General features: G+C 56.8%; 16 protein-coding genes and 3 pseudogenes. 4 read left to right on the forward strand and 15 right to left on the reverse strand.

Annotated elements, in window-relative coordinates:
- Positions 1-44: 44 nt before the first annotated feature.
- The 9 genes and pseudogenes from ACKWRH_RS45575 to ACKWRH_RS45615 form a co-directional block, all read right to left on the reverse strand.
- Positions 45-668 (reverse strand): phosphatase domain-containing protein, encoded by a 624-nt coding sequence (locus ACKWRH_RS45575; protein WP_445222823.1) that lies wholly within the window; start codon positions 666-668, stop codon positions 45-47.
- Positions 669-1446: 778 nt separating this feature from the next.
- Positions 1447-2742, reverse strand: a complete 1296-nt coding sequence (locus ACKWRH_RS45580) for a hypothetical protein (protein WP_445222824.1) — start codon at positions 2740-2742, stop codon at positions 1447-1449.
- 384 nt (positions 2743-3126) lie between these two features.
- Positions 3127-3450, reverse strand: coding sequence for a hypothetical protein (locus ACKWRH_RS45585; protein ID WP_445222825.1), 324 nt, complete (start codon positions 3448-3450; stop codon positions 3127-3129).
- 71 nt (positions 3451-3521) lie between these two features.
- Positions 3522-3674, reverse strand: a complete 153-nt coding sequence (locus ACKWRH_RS45590) for a ribbon-helix-helix protein, CopG family (RefSeq protein ID WP_445222826.1) — start codon at positions 3672-3674, stop codon at positions 3522-3524.
- A 67-nt stretch (positions 3675-3741) separates the two neighbouring features.
- Positions 3742-4379 (reverse strand): annotated as a pseudogene (locus tag ACKWRH_RS45595) (transposase); the annotation flags it as partial.
- A gap of 15 nt (positions 4380-4394) precedes the next feature.
- Entirely contained in the window at positions 4395-4838 is a 444-nt protein-coding gene (locus tag ACKWRH_RS45600; RefSeq protein WP_445222827.1) for a helix-turn-helix domain-containing protein, read from the reverse strand.
- A complete protein-coding gene (locus tag ACKWRH_RS45605; protein WP_445222828.1) occupies positions 4814-6388 on the reverse strand; it encodes an alpha,alpha-trehalose-phosphate synthase (UDP-forming) in 1575 nt (524 codons plus the stop codon). Before ACKWRH_RS45605 ends, ACKWRH_RS45600 begins: the two co-directional genes overlap by 25 nt.
- A 69-nt stretch (positions 6389-6457) precedes the next feature.
- Positions 6458-6847, reverse strand: a complete 390-nt coding sequence (locus tag ACKWRH_RS45610; protein WP_445222829.1) for a hypothetical protein — start codon at positions 6845-6847, stop codon at positions 6458-6460.
- A gap of 9 nt (positions 6848-6856) precedes the next feature.
- On the reverse strand, positions 6857-7471 hold the full coding sequence (locus ACKWRH_RS45615) for a hypothetical protein (protein WP_445222830.1): 615 nt from the start codon (positions 7469-7471) through the stop codon (positions 6857-6859).
- A gap of 851 nt (positions 7472-8322) precedes the next feature.
- Between ACKWRH_RS45615 and ACKWRH_RS45620 the strand changes: the two are divergent.
- The 3 genes and pseudogenes from ACKWRH_RS45620 to ACKWRH_RS45630 form a co-directional block, all read left to right on the forward strand.
- A pseudogene (locus tag ACKWRH_RS45620) lies at positions 8323-8999 on the forward strand (IS3 family transposase); the annotation flags it as partial.
- A 658-nt stretch (positions 9000-9657) separates the two neighbouring features.
- The gene (gene ltrA / locus ACKWRH_RS45625; protein WP_445222706.1) at positions 9658-11187 is read left to right on the forward strand and encodes a group II intron reverse transcriptase/maturase; all 1530 of its coding nucleotides are present in this window, start codon (positions 9658-9660) and stop codon (positions 11185-11187) included.
- A 64-nt stretch (positions 11188-11251) separates the two neighbouring features.
- Positions 11252-11719: pseudogene (locus ACKWRH_RS45630) on the forward strand (transposase); the annotation flags it as partial.
- Between the two features lie 264 nt (positions 11720-11983).
- On the opposite strand, the gene ACKWRH_RS45635 reads toward ACKWRH_RS45630, so the two are convergent.
- Positions 11984-12268, reverse strand: a complete 285-nt coding sequence (locus ACKWRH_RS45635) for a LexA family protein (protein ID WP_445222819.1) — start codon at positions 12266-12268, stop codon at positions 11984-11986.
- Positions 12269-12306: 38 nt separating this feature from the next.
- Here ACKWRH_RS45635 and ACKWRH_RS45640 point away from each other — a divergent pair.
- A protein-coding gene (locus ACKWRH_RS45640) for an IS630 family transposase (RefSeq protein ID WP_445222818.1) occupies positions 12307-13402 on the forward strand; the annotation gives its coding sequence in 2 pieces (ribosomal slippage) (positions 12307-13350 and positions 13352-13402; 1095 coding nt in all).
- 355 nt (positions 13403-13757) lie between these two features.
- Here the strand turns inward: ACKWRH_RS45640 and ACKWRH_RS45645 are convergent.
- The 5 genes from ACKWRH_RS45645 to ACKWRH_RS45665 all read right to left on the reverse strand — a co-directional run bounded on the left by ACKWRH_RS45645 (position 13758) and on the right by ACKWRH_RS45665 (position 16318).
- Positions 13758-14366 carry a hypothetical protein gene (locus tag ACKWRH_RS45645; RefSeq protein WP_445222831.1) on the reverse strand — a complete coding sequence of 203 codons (609 nt, stop codon included), beginning with the start codon at positions 14364-14366 and terminating at the stop codon, positions 13758-13760.
- 54 nt (positions 14367-14420) lie between these two features.
- A complete protein-coding gene (locus ACKWRH_RS45650) occupies positions 14421-14612 on the reverse strand; it encodes a hypothetical protein (RefSeq protein ID WP_445222832.1) in 192 nt (63 codons plus the stop codon).
- Positions 14613-14735: 123 nt separating this feature from the next.
- A complete protein-coding gene (locus ACKWRH_RS45655; RefSeq protein WP_445222833.1) occupies positions 14736-15530 on the reverse strand; it encodes a hypothetical protein in 795 nt (264 codons plus the stop codon).
- Positions 15523-16041, reverse strand: coding sequence for a SycD/LcrH family type III secretion system chaperone (locus tag ACKWRH_RS45660; protein ID WP_445222834.1), 519 nt, complete (start codon positions 16039-16041; stop codon positions 15523-15525). Before ACKWRH_RS45660 ends, ACKWRH_RS45655 begins: the two co-directional genes overlap by 8 nt.
- 1 nt (position 16042) lies before the next feature.
- On the reverse strand, positions 16043-16318 hold the full coding sequence (locus ACKWRH_RS45665) for a hypothetical protein (protein ID WP_445222835.1): 276 nt from the start codon (positions 16316-16318) through the stop codon (positions 16043-16045).
- Positions 16319-16991 lie beyond the last annotated feature (673 nt).

Below are 16991 nucleotides of genomic sequence, written 5' to 3' on the forward strand. Positions count from 1 at the left end.
GCCGTATCCGTCCGCAGCACAGTTTACGAGTCATAGACGCGGGATCATGCTCCTGATGCTTTCCAAGCTAACCATTCTGTCCAGGAAATCGCATCTACCTTCTCCAGAGGTTGTTCTTTTGTATACTGAAAAAAGGTGCTCATTAACTCTCTTTTCTCGTTCCGGAACACCTCCTTTGCAGCCTTGGTTGTTGTAGATTCGTCATGCCTTCTTAATCTTATTTGGCGCTCGATAATATGCTCACTCTGTACCTTGCCGGAATTCTGCAGCATGTCCGCCAAGACCATGAACAGCGTTGTGCGCCCCATGCCGCCCCGGCAATGAAAATGCAAATGAACATCACGCTTGTGACCAACTTTTCGCAACTCCGATACAAGTCTATCTATTTCATCATCAGTCGGACGCGCATGATCTGGGGTCGGAATGCGCAGATAAGCCGCCCCCTTTCTTTTGACGAGATCCTCTTCTGATTCTATTTTTGCTTCGCCGGAGTTGGGAATTTTTAATGGCGGCGCCGAAGAAGCCCTCCCTTTTGCGACGGTTCCGGATTCTATAATCATCCCAAAGGGAAATTTGGTCGGTAATTTTGCGAGCTTCTTTAATTCCTTCGCGGGAATAATGCCCGCCGGCTTTTCCACATTGCCCCAATTGTAATTGTCTGCAGCCAACCAAGATATGGGTTTCCCATTGACGAACCCATGAAACTCTTGCCTAGTATCTATAATTACGAGCAATTTTGGATGTGTCAGTTTGATTATTTCGTCTAGCTGTTCCTCCGAAAACTGTTCACTCCCAGACATGCTTAAACTGGAAATCCCGGTTAAATCGCATCCCCCCAACCCAGCTGTATCGGACGTAATGCGAAATCTAGTAGAGTCGATCTTGTCATATACAAGTTTCGGCGGGGTCTGGTCTGGTCTTTTCTTCGGTATTGTTGTCGGTGGAATTCTAAATGCCCGCTGTGACTCAGCGCCTGATGGGATTGTGGCGCTGCTTGGAAGGGAGCGACGAGATTCGCCGAGATCGGCATCTGACGGCCGCAGATGGTATGCGGCACAATTCCCGCCGATAGTCTTGCTGGGACCACACGTCATAGGTTTTTCCTTTGAATAGCAAGATTGCGCGATAGCGAGGTCGATTTCATATGCAGAAGCGTATGTTTTCCTTTGATGCGTGGCTCAGATTGTGGCGTTCACGCTGGCCGCCAGATCCCGCGGGACAGGTCGTATCGAAGAGGCCGTCATCTGCATTTCCCGGCGTACCCACTCGAGAGCATCGAGCACAGGTTGGCGTGCTTGTTGTTCGAGCGGAATTCCAGGACGCCCGGCGCCGCCGGCAGCATGACGCGGTCGTCATATTCGTGTTGAACGTTTGCGTGTTGATACTCTACGGGTCTTTTTGCGTCCGCCGCGGATGAAAACTCAGTGGCAGGCCATGTAGATGCCCTCACATTTGAGCAGTGCAAAAAGTTGACTTTGTTTGAGTTTCGAAAAGTTCAGTAAGGAGATCCGTTGCAGCACCCGCTCCGAATAAATGGGCAGCATCCTCTGTGAGCGGATCGGTAAGCACGCTTCGTACATCTTGCCCGGTATATTTGAGCGCGCTTTCCGCAACTTCTACCGCACTATGATGCCCTACGCCGATCTCCATCGCGCAAGCGCCGGCAACACGAGCGAGCCGTGCTGCCCATTCTTCTGCACTGAAATGGTCCATTGGGAGCGCAGAGCTAAGGCCTGCATTAATCGCATTCCAATGCGCATCAAGGGCTGCAGTGTATATGCCCTCGGCACGACCGCGCAGCATATCCCATACCATCAATATTTCACTGGGGGAGCCTGACATATGAGCAACGAGGGGTTCTTGGACGTTCAACAGCCGTGTTGCCTTGATAAGCATCGGCCTCCAAATGATCGGAGGAATTCGCATCTGTTCCGGCACGCCAAGCTTTTGGTCAATTTCGTCGCCAAGGTTGTAGAGACTTCGCCGTGTAGAAAAGGCGTCTATTCTTTTTCTTTCCCTTTTCTTATTCGGCCCCACGACTCCTGTTCCCGCGGAGATTTTTGCTATCCTTTCTAGAACTTCATCAGAGATGGGGGTGAGCTCCTCTTCAGCGATTAAGTCTGACAACCTACTAAGAAACACTTGCTTCTGTTCTGCAGACAACGAAAATGACGCGCTGCTTTTCTTAGAATCAGCGTAAAGGGCTCCGATATCACCTAGGAAGGATATAAAGGCCGTTCGGTCTATTGCGCTTGCACGGCTTGCTTCGCATCGCGCGTCATCAATCAGTCGCTCAAGAATTTCCATTAATACGTTCGGTGATTTTTCGGCAAGCAGGCAACCCGAGGAAACTAAGCGCGTCGACAATGTGGTTAATTCAGCACCTGTCAATTTCATCACAATGCGTAAGAGTGGCTCTGCTGCTTTCGCAATTTCCTGTCGAAACGCATCGCCTGGATGGTATAAAAGTTGTCTTGCTGCGGACGCTTGTTTGAAGGCCAAGCTGTTGGCATTGCCTTGGTCTGCGAGATCTGCGGGATAAACGAACTCTGCTCCCTCAAAACGCTTGAGTACAGATTGTGCGCTGCGTTCTTGTAACGTTGGCGACAGTGATGATGGCAACTGAGACTGCTCAACCGATGACGAGATTGTTGCATCATGAGAGGCTTCGTCGGGTAATTTACTTGCGCAGTGCAGTAAGAGAGGTTGAGTTGGGCGGATGTGGTGCATGGTTAAGGCCATTCTAGTTCTGTCTCAGCTTGTGCTGTGTAGCAGCCGCGATGTCTCGTTACGTTAAACGATGCCGACACTGCTGGTGAGCTGAGATCGATTTTCAGGTGGTGCTTGTCGCATTCCTCCACTCAGCCATAGCCGATAGTTTGGTAAAGGTCTCTGAAAGGCGGAACGTGTGCGGCGAAACAGGTAGCGACATTGGGCAGCGACGATTTCTCTCCTAAGTGCGTGACAAATAGAAGTCCGCTATGTCCCGGACAAATAGTTTTTCGTTATGAAGGAGTACTTCGTTGACCTTGCCCCATCGGGACGCCGTCCTTCTCAGGCATAATTCCGGGTCTATAACTCGCAAACAAGCTGTGCCTTGCCTCAATCTTGACCACGAAGCCGGGATTAGGCAGCCAGCTTGTTGCGGATCCCGAGATGCTTTTCAATCGTCGCGATGCGTTCGAGCGCGTGGTCGATCTCTATGCGATATCCCTCGATGTTCTCAACCTTTATTCTAAGGGCATCGAGATCGCGATGGACTTCGCGAAGCTCGCGTTCGATGCCGTTCGCCTGTTCGCGCAGGTCGGCAATCTCCTTCACGAGCCTGTTTTCAGCGCCTGCAATTGTGCCCTCCACACCGGCGAGACCGTCTGCGAGATCAGTCTTCGTCGCCATGTGCGCGATGATAAAATCGAGACTTTCCTGAACGCCATTCGGCTTCGCATTCATACTATACTTCTATCTTATCCTGCTTCACGACCTGCGCAACTGGAGTGCCGCACGCCGCATTGTGCGGACAGTCAGGAGCTGCAGTGCGAGCCAACTTCCCGACGCCGCAACGCTTCGCGAATTAACTCAGAGCGAGTCCGGCGCTCTCGCACTCTCACCCGCTCGATTTCAGCGAGCATCTCGGGTGGCAGAGAGACCGAAAATATTGACGTGGTGCGCGACATAATCGAAATCTAGCGTCCACACCTTTTTGATGCACGATAGGTGCTTGTGCCAAATCGGCAAAATATGACTCAGCTGCGAGCTATTCTCGTTTTCCGTACTAAGCGCCAGGTCGACGATCTGGCCGCGAACGTCGTCGGGAATGCGGTTCCAGACCCGATCCGGCCGCGATCGATGATCGGGCAGCGCCTCAACACCGCCGTCCCGATAACGATCGTACCTGCGATAGAACGTGGCTGGTGGGATACCGAGCTTCTCCAGCGTGCGCCTGGCCGGCAAGTGCGACTGCTCGACCAGCTTGATAATCTCGGCCTTCTCGGAGGCGGGATACCTCATGCCTCGTCCTCCCCATCCCCGTTCATGCTTTTTTTCAGCAGGCGGTTCTCCAGGGTCAGATCGGCCACGACCTCCTTCAGCGCTGCGGCCTCACGGCGCAGATCCTTGACCTCGCCGGAGGTCGCAGCACGGGCCGTGTCGCCAGCCAGGCGACGCTTGCCGGCTTCCACGAATTCCTTGGACCAACCGTAATACATCGAGGCGGCGATGCCTTCGCGGCGGCAGAGCTCGGAGATGTTCTCCTCGCCCCGCAGCCCCTCCAGCACAATACGGATCTTCTCTTCCGCAGAGTAATGCCGACGGGTCTGGCGCCGGATGTCCTTCAACACTTGTTCAGCCGCCGGCTTACGCGGCCCGGATTTCTGCTTCATCTTCGCTCCTGGTGGCTACGATGAACCAGAAATCCTCCTTCCGGAAAACCCTTCAATCTGTCTCAAGAGTGCTGACGGCGAACACGGATCTCGAGATATCGGACGACGCGATCGTCTGGCATCGGCTTCGCGGCACACAGCGTCTCGCTGCAGGTCGGCGAGCTGGATAATCCAGGGTGCCCCGCCGCACAGCTGCCGGGCCGGAAGAGTGCCACTGCTGATCATCCGATAGGCCGTCGTGCGGCTTACCCTCAGAATGTCGGCGGCTTCATCCAACGTCACTTCGGCGCGCTCGGCTCGTTCACCTTCGCGGTAGACAGGAATGCCGTTGGTGCTCCGGAGCCTGCAAACGTGGGATCGTGTCCAACTCGCACCATGTGCAGTCAGTTTGCCGGACCGGTTGAGGATCGCAGCAATTGCCGTGTCCGAAGTGATCAGCCGGAACGGTGACCCGGGCATTTGTCCAGCTCTCGAAGGTAGTCTGCTGACCAGCTATGGATTGTATATGCCTCGAGTTTATCCATCATCGATCGCCAGCGCTTCATACGATCCTTAAGCAGCATCTCGGCCGCCTTGGATATTGCAGCCGCGATATCTTCAGGGCGGGTTGGATCCACCAGCAGCGCCTCGTTCTCATTGAAGTCCTCAGCCGCCCCTGCAAACTTCGACAAGACCAGAACGCCGGGATTGTCCGGATCTTGTGCAGCAACATACTCTTTCGCCACCAGGTTCATGCCGTCAGCGAGCGGCGTCACGACACAAACATCGGCGGCGCGGTAAAGACGCGCGAGTGCAGCTTGACTGAGAGATTCGTTCATGTAGTGGATCGGGCTCCATTTTTCCGTGCCATGCTCGGCATTGACCCGATTGATCACTTTCTCGACGTCGTCCTTATACTTCTGATACTCTTCGACGTCGGCGCGCGATAAGGGGGCGATCTGCAAGAGGGAGATGCTGCGCGGCTTGGTCGCCAACACGTGATTGAAAGCTTCAACCCGCTTATCGATCCCTTTGGTATAATCGAGCCGGTCGACGCCGATCGCAAGCTTGAACCCCTTGAGCGTCTTCAGCAAAGACGAGATGTTTTCTTCCTCCTCTGCAGGCAGCTTTGTAGCAAGACGTTCTGCGAACTGCTTCGGATCGATGCCGATTGGAAACTTTTGAAGTCGCGTCTGGCGCCCCCCCTCCGAGGTCACGACGCCATCCTTGCTCTCCAGGCCGAAATGGGATTGGAGATAGGCCAAGAAATTGTTAAGATCCCTGTTTGTTTGAAAGCCGAGCAAATCGTACTCCAGCATCGACTTGATCAGTTCACGATGATGGGGCACTCGCTCTATCATGTCAGGCGTCGGCCACGGCGTATGTAGGAAAAAGCCGGTCGGCCGCTCGATGCCGAGTTTATGCAGATCGGCCCCGAGCGGAAGCAAATGATAATCATGCACCCAGAATGCGTCCCGATCCCGTAAGCCGAACGCCGCACGCGCCATAAAGTCGTTGATCTCGCGATAGCTGCCATAATCTCCTTCCCTGCCCGACATCCTATCGGGCAGGGAGTGCAATGCCGGCCACAACGTCGAATTCGAAAATCCTCGATAGTAGCCAGGATAGTGCTCGGCCGGCAGATCGAGCCTGGCCACATAGCCTTCACCAGTCTTCACGAGCGGCACGGGCCGCTCAATCCCATCACCCCGGTTGTCCGAGGAGCCCATCCAGACCGCGCCGGAACGTTCCACGACGGGCTCAAGGGCCGCAGCAAGGCCGCCAGTCTGGGGCTTATTTGGGTCGAAGAGCGCAACGCGGTTCGAGATGACGACAAGCTTCATGTTTGGTTGCTGAGCTACCGTATCGAAGCGATCCTCCGAGTCGCCTGAGACAACAGGATGGCAAGGGCCTGCACCGGCTTGTTGCTCCAGCTTCAGCGGCATTTCATCCAGGTGTAGGTCGAAGGCCCCATGGTCTGCATGTTGCTGAGGGACGTGTGATGTACCACCGAATTGAATTCGATCCATTTTATGTCCGCGGAATACCTTTACTCGTCAGAAGCAGCCACGAACCAAAACTCGACCGCTTTCTGGTTGTCAGAACACCCGCCGTAGCGCCGTCTCGCACCCGATAATTTGACAATACCGTCCCTGCTCAATCATCGTTGGCGTCCGGCCGTCAGTGCGCGCGCTTTTTAGGCGGCCCGAAACTCTTCTGGCTATCGACCGGTGCCAAAAATTGTTAGTCGCCGCATAGCCCTTTTGCTGCCGTGCCCCAGTCGTAGTGACCGCATCATCGTCCCATGTCGTGGAGGAAATGCCGAAGCTCGCCCCCAAAGATGGGATTTTCGCCTCCAGGTCGAGATACTCGCACACCACATCATTGTGGATGCGCACCGCATTCGTGATGGCTTCCTGTTCGACATGCCCTGTGCAATCAGGATGTTCGGCGGATTCCAGATTATCGATTTCGCGCGGAAATGACATGACGTCGTTTCATACACTGAGCGCGATTGCCGCGAGGAAGCTGTATAGAAAATAAAAGGTCAGGGCGTCCATCCATCGCACGTATTGCATCGGACTGCTGACCTTCGCGATGCGTTGTGCCATGTCGGCGGTCGGTTTCCCCGTCCTGATGCAGAGTTCGGCATATTCGGCAGGGAGACTGCAGACAATCTTCCGGAACATCGACCGCCAGCCGCATCCGCGCGGATCGCTCAAGATCGCCCTCAGCCAGAGATGGAATTGTGCAAGTCCGTTCGGCGATCCATGATACGCGCCGACCTCGCAGAAGTGCGCGTCCACTAGGAACATCCACGCGCTCCGAATCGATGAAGCAAGGAAGGCTTCGCGGTCCATACGGTAATACATCCGACCGATTATGTCGGCCGGGCCGAGGCTGCGCAGCATGGCTTCACCCTTGCCGCCGCGCCGGACGAGCGCATGACGGACCGCCCATCCCAGTACTTCCGTTTCTACGGACGTCGGTATTCGGATCCCGCAACTCCGGAAACGGATAGTGAAACGCTGGAAGAAGCAGCTTGCGGCCGAGCAGTGCGCTGTTGGGGAGGAGCCTGCTTTCGGGATTGCGAAATGTGCCGATTGATTCATGTGCGATCTCCGGGAAGTATCGTTGCTTCCGATACTGTCGCTTCTACGCTGGTGGCGAGCCCGCGTGGCAATGCCACATGTATAGGAGGCCGTTGTCGTCGTGCACAGGCCAGCGGCGCGCCCGAGCGACACGCGCCGCGTACGTGCGCATGCGCCTTGCTTGTCGCATGCAAATGCGCGGAACAGACAGACGAGATCTGTCGCCGCCGGCGGAACCGTCGTGGCCCAAATGCGGCGGACAGTACGACTCACACACCCGCGCGTCGGCGGACTGCCCACGATTGGAACATGACGCCCTTGTCCATCAGCAGCGCAGCAACTTCGCTCGGCCCGATCTCGTCGCTGGTCAAGATCGCGAACCACCACACCTCTTGATAGTCTAAGTCTTTGCATCGAACTAACGCGACACTCACTGCAACTACGAAGGAAGGTCTCCTTCGGCAGAGTCGGCGGCCTCCATCTCTCAATCTGCTCAGGACTGACGAGAATCAAATAAGATTTCGATATCGGGCCAGCCGATGAAATTATGTCTTTCAGTGGCCGCTGGTAGCGTAACAACACGCCGAGCGGATGGTGGCGGACATCTGCCTCGGTAAAAGGGGTGCGATTGGCCGTCAGTGAGGGCGCGCACCTCGCTCGCAATGACCCTGTGACCTGCCACTGACGTTTCATCTAGCAGCGGGTAGAGTCTCGGTTTTTTTCAGCGAGACCGAAGTTTGGACCACCCAGAACTAGAGTTTTGCGCTTCTTTCACGGTGGCGGGCAGAGCCGGCCCCGGAATTCTGCACAGGGCGATAAGTGGAGTTTCTGCCTGACAGCGGGCACGCTGTGCCTGCAAATCAGGAGCGACAATGAGCAGAAGAACGCGCCGGAACCACACACCCGCCTTCAAGGCGAAGGTGGCGCTCGCCGCCGTGAAGGGCGATCGAACGTTGGCTCAGCTTGCCGAGCAGTTCGACGTCCACCCCAATCAGATCACGACGTGGAAGGCTCAGCTTGAAAGCAAGGCCGCCGATGCGTTCGGTCCTGGCGGCGGCTCTGGAGCGGAGCAAGCAGCCGTCGACGTGAAGTCGCTGCACGCCAAGATCGGCGAACTGACGCTGGAGAACGATTTTTTAGAAGGAGCGCTCACCAAGGCGGGATTGCTGAGCGCAAAGCGATGATCGACCGTGAGCACGAGCTGCCGATCACCAGGCAGGCGGAGGCTTTGAACATCAGCCGCGGCAGCGTGTACTACCTGCCGCGGCCGGTGCCGGACGCCGACCTTGCGATCATGCAGCGCCTCGACCGGCTGCATCTGGAGTTCCCTTTTGCCGGCTCTCGCATGTTGCGAGGGCTGCTGGCTGCCGAGGGGTGCAAGATCGGCCGTCGGCATGTGAAGACGCTGATGCGGCGGATGGGGATAGAAGCGCTCTATCGCCGTCCACGGACGACAAAGCCCGAGCCGGGCCACAAGATCTACCCGTACCTGCTGCGCGGGATGGAGATCACGCGGCCGAACCAGGTGTGGGCGATGGACATCACCTACAGTGCGCCTCGCCCCACATTTGGGGAAGCGCGTATGACTGGAATGCAAAAGCGAAAGGAGGAAGAAAAAAAAATGACTTGTCCCCTGCTGTGAGGGGACACGAGCCCAAGCGGCGGTGACCTGTCGTCAACTGGCAGGGTGACGTAGCCCGCAGGTAAAGGGGATTGAGGCGAAGCCGTTAAGCCGAGATGGTCCCCGAGGCTGAAGTATTGGAAGGTTGAGGAACACGAACCGGTTCACCCGCATCTGAGGGCTGAAATGTCGCCTCCGCCTACACGGCTTAACAGGTGGAATGCTGATGATGTCGCCGGACAGATATGACGGCCGGCATCCGAACGCGAGCCCAGATGTAAGGACGCTCGCGAGGGGTCATGGGGAGAACGCAGCCAGACCATGGCATCGGCATCGACTTGCGGAAAGCAAGGGAAAAGACTGCGACCGGCAGCCTCACCAATACGATGACGTCCAGCATATGAACGAGGGAAGGCATGATGGAATACCCACGATGCTTTGTGTCGCAAGGGAGTTGACCCTGACGTCCACCATGCTGGCGGAGTTTCCGTAGTAGTCCGCGGCAGGGAAAGCCTGCCACATGGCGAAGGGGAACAGTTCAAACTGCTTGGAGTGCAAACTACCTGACCCAATGAGGTGAAGACCTTTGATAATCAGTGAAATGCAGCACAAGCTCGCGACATGGGCCGGGAGCGATCCGAACCGAAGGTTCGATCGCCTCCTTCGGCTGATTGCCAACCGGGAATGGCTTGCCGAGGCCGCTCGGATTGTTCTGGCGTCAAGTGGCGCACGAACACCGGGCATCGACGGAATAGATAAGCAACGACTGCAGGTCAGATTGGATCAGCATCTGGATGACCTGCGGAAAAGCCTGCTGGAGGAGAGTTATCGCCCCCAGCCGGTGAAGCGAATCTATATCCCGAAAACCAACGGCAAGCTACGCCCACTGGGCATTCCGACTCTGACGGATCGCATCGTCCAACGAGCCATGCTCATGGCCATGGAGCCAATCTGGGAAAGCGACTTCCATCGCCTATCCTATGGCTTCCGGCCTGAACGGAGCGTGCACCATGCCGTCCGCACCGTGAAGATACAGCTCCAGGATGGAGCCGACATGACGAGGGGCCGCTGGATCATCGAAGGTGATCTGGCAAGCTACTTCGACACGGTCCATCACCGGCTGCTTATCAGATGTGTGCGGCGACGAGTGCAGGACGGGCGGTTTGTTGATCTTCTCTGGCGGTTCCTGAAGGCAGGTCACATTGACCGTGACCTGTTTACAGCCTCCAGCGAGGGTGTTCCGCAAGGTGGCGTGCTGTCACCGCTCTTGTCCAACATCATGCTCCACGAGTTTGATGCGTGGCTGGAAGCGAAATACCTGAGCGACAAGGCTCGCAAGGACCGCTGGGCATGGAACTTCGGCATCAAGCTTGGCCGCCCGATCACGGTTCGAGAGAACCGGCAATGGAAGCCGGCGGTTGCTTATTGCCGATACGCTGACGACTTTGTCGTCATCGTAAAAGGGACCAAAGCTCAAGCAGAGGAAATCCGCGAAGAATGCCGCGCCTTTCTGGAAGGCAAGCTGAAGTTGACGCTGAATATGGAGAAAACCCATATCACTCACGTCAATGACGGCTTCGTCTTTCTGGGGCACAGGATCATTCGCAAGCGAGGGTCGCACGGGCGCATGTCCGTCGTCACAACGATACCCAAGGAAAAGGCGAAGGGGTTTGTTCGCAGGCTCACTGAAGCCCTTTCCGGCAATCATAGTGTCAGCACGGTCGACATGATCGCTGGCCTGAACCGTCAACTGGCGGGATGGGCAGCGTTCTATAAGTTCACCGACTTCACCGCGCACGTATTCCGGCGCATCGACCATGTCGTATTCTGGAAAATGGCGCACTGGCTGGGGCACAAATACCGGTCTCGCATCAAACCTTTGATGCGGAAATGGTACCGACCCCCGGAACCGGGCAAGGCGAAAACCTGGCTCGTGTTTGGTCGAAATGAACGCGGCGGGCCCCACGGAAAAGCACTTTACCGGCTTGTCTCAAGTCCGAAGGCGCAGTTCCGATGGCGCAATCCGGAGGAAAATCCCTACATCTTCCGAAAAGAAGCCCGCAGCACTGTCACCTCGCACTATCAGGATGTTGCTATGGCCATGGGCCAAGCTTGAACAGAGAGCCGTATGCGCTGAAAGGTGCACGTACGGTTCGGGGAGGAGAAGCGCGCTCGCGCTTCTTACTCCACTCCCGATGGCGCGCGGCTTCGTCTATTTGGCGGTTGTGCTCGACTGGTTCAGCCGCCGCGTGCTGTCGTGGCGCGTATCGATCACCATGGAGGCGGCGTTCTGTGTCGAGACGCTTCAGGATGCCCTGGCTCGTCACGGCAAGCCGGACGTCTTCAACACGGATCAGGGCTCGCAGTTCACCGGACAGGCTTTTACCGGCGCGCTCGCCGACAACGGCATTGCGATCAGCATGGACGGCAAGGGAGCCTGGCGGGACAACGTGTTTGTCGAACGGCTATGGCGCAGCGTCAAATACGAGGAGGTGTATCTGCGGGCCTATGACAGCGTCAGCGAGGCCCTCGCGTCGATCGGCCGATACCTCGACTTCTACAACGGTCGGCGCCCGCATTCGAGCCTTGACGGCGTCACCCCCGATCAAGCCTACTTCAACCCGCTGCCACTCCGCTTGGCAGCCTAATCTTGGCAGAGGCTCCACTTATCGACGCGGAAAATCTGTTCAGACAACCGGGACCAGCTCTGGCTGGTGGCGCCATCGCGGTTATGCAGCAAAATCGGCGGTCTGTTGCCGATTGCCCCATGCGGGCGTTCTCCTTCCACCGGACCCATTCCCTTTCGAAGGGTGTGGACTTTAAAAAAAGGAGGCGCTCGACCGGAACACGCTCGATGGCCGCGCCCTTTTCGTTGGTGAGGGCGAGAAAGCCATCTTGAACAACGTAGTGGTTCATCGCAGTGATTTTGACGTTTTGATACCGAGCCATTCGAGGATGGGCAAGTTTTCAGGTGGCAAGAGGATCTCAATGCTTCGCGCGACGCCGGGCTGCCGGCGAATGAAGCCGTTCCGTTCGAGCGTAACGATCATCTGGTGGACTGACGGCGGGCTGACGCGGAAATGGCGCTGGATGTCGGCCTCGGCGGGCGGCTGTCCGAACATGTACGAATAGGTATGGATGAAAGCGAGATAGTGACCCTGCTTCTCGGTCAAGTGCGCGCCTGATTTTTGACTCATCGCTGGATTCGTCCCGGCCTCCGACAAGGAGGCGAAGCATGAATGTACGTTATCGGGTCGAATTGAGCCAAGCCGAGCGGGACGAACTGACGGCGATGCTCGGCGGCGGCAAACATGCCGCCCGCAAACTCAAACGGGCGCAGATTTTGCTGGCGGCCGATGCCGGCAGCTGCGACGCGGAGATTGTCCGAACCGTCCGGGTCAGCCTTTCCACCGTCGGCCGGACCAAGCGCCGCTTCGTAGAAGGCAATCTGGAGCGGGCCTTGAGCGAGGAGCCGCGGCCGGGCGCGGAACGCAAGCTGACAGGCAAGGAAGAGGCCCTGCTGGTGGCGACGGCATGCGCCAAGCCGCCGGCCGGCCGCAAACGCTGGACGCTGACGCTGCTGGCCGACGCAATGGTCAAGCTCACCGATCACGACAGCCTGTCGGGCGAGACCGTGCGCCGCCGGCTGGCCGACAACGACCTCAAGCCGTGGCGCAGGGACATGTGGTGCATTCCCCGTGTCGACGGCGAATACGTCGCCCGCATGGAGGACGTGCTCGACCTCTATGCTGAAGAGACCCCCGTCCAGCTGATCGGCCAGGTGCGTCAGCCGATCCCGGCCCAATCGGGACAGCGCGAGCGCTACGACTACGAATATCGCCGCAACGGCACCGTCAATCTCTTCGTCACCTTCGATCCGCATCGCGGCTGGCGCAACGTCAAGGTTACAGACCGCCGCGCTGCCGTAGACTACGCGTACTGCATGCGCGAACTCGTCGACGTCCATTATCCCGATGCCCCCTGCATCCGTGTCGTGCAGGACAATCTGTCGATCCATACTGCCGGCGCGCTGTATCAAGCATTTGCGCCTGCCGAGGCCCGCCGCATCCTGCGCCGCCTCGAATTCCACTACACCCCGAAACACGCCAGTTGGCTCAACATGGTCGAGTGCGAGATCAGCGTACTACAACGCCAATGTCTCGGCCGCCGCATCGACGATCCCAAAAGGCTCCGAAAAGAGATCGCTGCATGGCAACGGCAGCGAAATGAAACGCGAGACCGCATCAAATGGATGTTCACAACCGACAAAGCTCGCGCGCAAACTCGGCCGCGCCTATCCAGCTGCCGCCAAAGAGTCAAAACCACTGTGATGAACCAGTAGTTGACCTTCTGCCATTTCGCCCGGATCAGTCGCGCACCCGCCTCTCACGCTCGCCTGCAGCCGTCGCGCCTAGCGCTTTTTCCTTCCGGCCGCCCTGCGCCGCTTCCGCCGATGAGGTGGCTCGTCCTCCTGTGATGAAGATCGACTTATCGTCAGAGCGACGTGGTCCGGATTTATGCTTCATCCTCGCTCCTGGTGGCTACGATGAACCAGAAATCCTCCCTCCGCAAAACCATTCAACTTGTCTCACAGACCCTGACGGCGAACACCGACGGCGTCGTCATCAGGAGCTTGGCTTGCGGATGGGACCTGGCGAGCTTCTGCACTACTCATGTTGCCATCTCTTAGCGAGTGTTACCAATGATGAGCTCCTTGATCTTTTGGTCTTTCGAAAGAAGGTTGGACATCAGTTCCGTAACCTGATTGAGCTTATCCAGCCCCCCCTGCAGATGAATCAACGCCACCTGCCCTTCGCTATTGGCGCTGTCAATCGCCGCCTTAAGATTATTGATGGCAGCGTCGAACTGCGATTGGACACCTTTCTTTTCGGCATTTTCCGTATCGGTGAGCATAAGCCTGAATTTGCCGCCTTCGACGCCCCACGTTACTTTCACCTTGTGGCCCTCTTTCGTATCCATGGGGATGCCGTGTGCCTGCATCCATTCGAAGACATCCTGGGTATAGCCTTGCGAATCGACGAAGGTGCCGTAGCCTTTGATCGTCTTTTCATCGGTAGGACGATTGGTACGCAAGGTAGCCAATGCCTTGTTCATATCTTTCAACAAATTGTTCCGCACCTGCATATCGTCGTATTCAGAGCGGATCTGATTTAGGTAGATGTCATGCCGCTCCATCAGGACCAGAATCATAATAGAGGACAACGACAGGCCACCGGCGGGGACATTTGCTACGGCCAAAGGGGAGGGCTGGTATCCAGACGGAGCCGTGATCATCACATACCCTTCTCAAGACTCAAGATTTTCCCATTTGAACGGCCCATATTGCGCTCAACCCATGTTGACGATTTTGCTTCTCGTCTCGGAATCGGCGCGACGGATTTCAGCAAGCTTGCCGAGAAAGTCTTGAATCAGCATCTCATAACTTGCCATGAATTCTCTTTCGCCCTCCATCCGGGCCTGTGCCTTAATGCTGGTGGCCTCCAGTTTCGCCTTCTCCTCCGCGTAATGCGTCACGCCCATACTCAGACCGGCTCCCGGGAGTTTACCGGCTTCCGTTGCTATCGTGGCAACGCTATTCCATCTCATCTTCCTGCTGGGCTGCTGTTTGTGCTTGGGCGACGCGCGTGAACTCAAGGGGACCCGTTACGCTAGGCTGAATGTCGAGTTCCCGCGGGTCACTAGGAGCATTGCCGTTGTCTGGTGATCCCCTCGAGGCCGTCGGCGGCGTCTCGATGTTGCTCGCCTCGCCCTGCTCTTGGCTGAGTCGCGCTTTGTCGCAGTTCTATTAGCAAAACCAGCACCTACGGTTAGCACCGAGATCACCAATACAATCCCACTCTTAATGGCCACGGCTAACGCTTTGGCCGCACCGTCTTCCGTTCCGTCTTTCATGAGACTCTTCGCAATTTCTTCGCCCATCTTATCGACGACCCCCGTCTCAATAAGTGTCGCTACTCCAACAGTCACTGCTGCTGCCGTAAGAGCAAGAGTACCGCCGGTGGCGACCGCCGCTATGACCGTCAGTCCGACGGCTAGCCATCCAACGAGCTTTATGATCCCGGAGCTCTTCTTCGATTCCGCCAATCTCTCCGCCGCTTCAATGATGCTTCTGCTGATCTTTTCATGCAGCAGCCTCTGCTGCTCACCCCAGTGTCGCGCATCCTGCATTCCGGCAACCACCAGTCCGTCCGTTATCTTGGTCTTCAGAGCCAAGGCAGTGCTAAGAAGGTCAATGGCGTCAAACGCGCGCGGCGGCGGTAAGCTCGGATTCGCATGCGAGGTGGCAGCGCCTCCGGAAACTCGTGGCGGCAAAAGGTTGACGTCCGTTCTGTGACCATCGGCTGAGAGCCCGGCAGCGGAGTCATTGAACGGAGGCGGTGCCTCCAGTTCGGGGAGTGTCGTTCTGATCGAAACCCTCATCAGGTTCAAACTACGCATTGTTGAACTCCGCTTCGGCTTTGAGCCGGCCCAGCATCATTCGCGCACGCCGGGCCAATGCCCTGTGCTCGGGCTTGCCGATACTTAGTGATAACGCATCCTCTAGCGCCTTGATAGCCTCTGCGGGCTGTTCGAGTTTAATGAAGCACTTCGCAGTACGAAGCGGAATCTCCAGATCCTCCCGGTTCAGGAGCGCGGCCAATCTATAGGCGTGCACAGCATTTTCTGTATTGCCAAGCATCTCGCTGGCAGCGGCCAGACCAAGCCAGAATCGTGCCTCGACATGCCGGTGTAAGCATAGAAAGCGAAAGAAGTTCAGTGCCTCCTCATACTTGCCGCACGAATAGTAGCGATGGCCGTACACATACATGGCCTCGAGCTCATCGTCTGTGATCCCAATGAAGGCAGCTAGGTCGGCGCGACCTGCCGCGAAGTCGATGGCGAACTGTACCAGCCGCCCGGCCTCAACCGCGTCCCCGACATTCAAGATCCCGCCTTCCGCCATCGTCATCTTATCGCTCTCCCAAACGTGTCTCGCTTGAGGCAGGGGCAAGGGATGTTGAATTGGACGCTTGCATAAGGTGATCTAAGGCTGAATGCTCGTGCGCATACGCTCGTCGAAATTGCTCATCCTGATCTTCGACGAATGCAGAAATTGAAGCGGCGCTGATCGTATTGTCGCTCTCCAGATGCGCGTCGCCTCTAAGTTGTTCGCGAGCCGTCCTCAACAAATCATCTATTTGCGCGATTGTTTGGCGCGCAGTCTCCATCGTTTCATCGAGCTCCATGAGTGCTCCTAAGGTCCCTATGCCGATGCAACTGTGGCGTTTGCAAGATCAGCCGGCGCAAGGCACGCACCAAACAAGCACTCTCGGAAGCGGTGCGGCGAGGCGACTGAAAGGACGTCGTTTGCCGATGATGCCATTTGCCAATCTTTTTTTGCTGACGGGGAATTTGCCCGCAGTGGGTCTGACGTCATCTCTGAGTTGCTACACGGATGAAACGTTGCACGCTTCACTACACGAGGCGGGGGAAGGCGCAAAATACTTGACCGCTATGGAGACATCGGCGTCCGTGATAGATCAGTGCGTCTCGGCGCCAGGGCCCAGTGAACCATCCAGGGGCGCATGGCGCTATCGGTCAGCTATTGAGTTAGATGGTGCAGAGGGCGCCGCCGAGCAGACGCTTATGTCTATGTCGTTACGTTAAGCGGCTCGCTCCGTGTGCCTCCTCCGAATGAGTGCACACCTGTGAGTAGGCTTGATGGCTTGCGGGGCGGAGGGCCATTCCCGGCTCGATGCGGTAACACTACAAGCTCATTGACGGCTGCTGAGCGGAAGGCCAGCCCGCGGCTCAAACTGTGGGACCGGGCGATGGGGCGCAGGCACATCCATGACCCATATGCATCCGATATGATTCCATTCCGGCATTATATTTGTGCCGAGCGGGCAGCAGCACTAG

The sequence above is a fragment of the Bradyrhizobium sp. Pa8 genome, assembly GCF_052588265.1.

Excerpts from the sequence above, each read along its gene's own strand:
- ACKWRH_RS45580 (WP_445222824.1), bottom strand. The coding sequence starts at position 2,742 with ATGGCCTTAACCATGCACCACATCCGCCCAACTCAACCTCTCTTACTG.
- ACKWRH_RS45585 (WP_445222825.1), bottom strand. The coding sequence starts at position 3,450 with ATGAATGCGAAGCCGAATGGCGTTCAGGAAAGTCTCGATTTTATCATC.
- ACKWRH_RS45590 (WP_445222826.1), bottom strand. The coding sequence starts at position 3,674 with ATGTCGCGCACCACGTCAATATTTTCGGTCTCTCTGCCACCCGAGATG.
- ACKWRH_RS45600 (WP_445222827.1), bottom strand. The coding sequence starts at position 4,838 with ATGCCCGGGTCACCGTTCCGGCTGATCACTTCGGACACGGCAATTGCT.
- ACKWRH_RS45605 (WP_445222828.1), bottom strand. The coding sequence starts at position 6,388 with ATGGATCGAATTCAATTCGGTGGTACATCACACGTCCCTCAGCAACAT.
- ACKWRH_RS45610 (WP_445222829.1), bottom strand. The coding sequence starts at position 6,847 with ATGTCATTTCCGCGCGAAATCGATAATCTGGAATCCGCCGAACATCCT.
- ACKWRH_RS45615 (WP_445222830.1), bottom strand. The coding sequence starts at position 7,471 with ATGAATCAATCGGCACATTTCGCAATCCCGAAAGCAGGCTCCTCCCCA.
- ACKWRH_RS45635 (WP_445222819.1), bottom strand. The coding sequence starts at position 12,268 with ATGAGTCAAAAATCAGGCGCGCACTTGACCGAGAAGCAGGGTCACTAT.
- ACKWRH_RS45645 (WP_445222831.1), bottom strand. The coding sequence starts at position 14,366 with ATGATCACGGCTCCGTCTGGATACCAGCCCTCCCCTTTGGCCGTAGCA.
- ACKWRH_RS45650 (WP_445222832.1), bottom strand. The coding sequence starts at position 14,612 with ATGGGCGTGACGCATTACGCGGAGGAGAAGGCGAAACTGGAGGCCACC.
- ACKWRH_RS45655 (WP_445222833.1), bottom strand. The coding sequence starts at position 15,530 with ATGCGTAGTTTGAACCTGATGAGGGTTTCGATCAGAACGACACTCCCC.
- ACKWRH_RS45660 (WP_445222834.1), bottom strand. The coding sequence starts at position 16,041 with ATGACGATGGCGGAAGGCGGGATCTTGAATGTCGGGGACGCGGTTGAG.
- ACKWRH_RS45665 (WP_445222835.1), bottom strand. The coding sequence starts at position 16,318 with ATGGAGCTCGATGAAACGATGGAGACTGCGCGCCAAACAATCGCGCAA.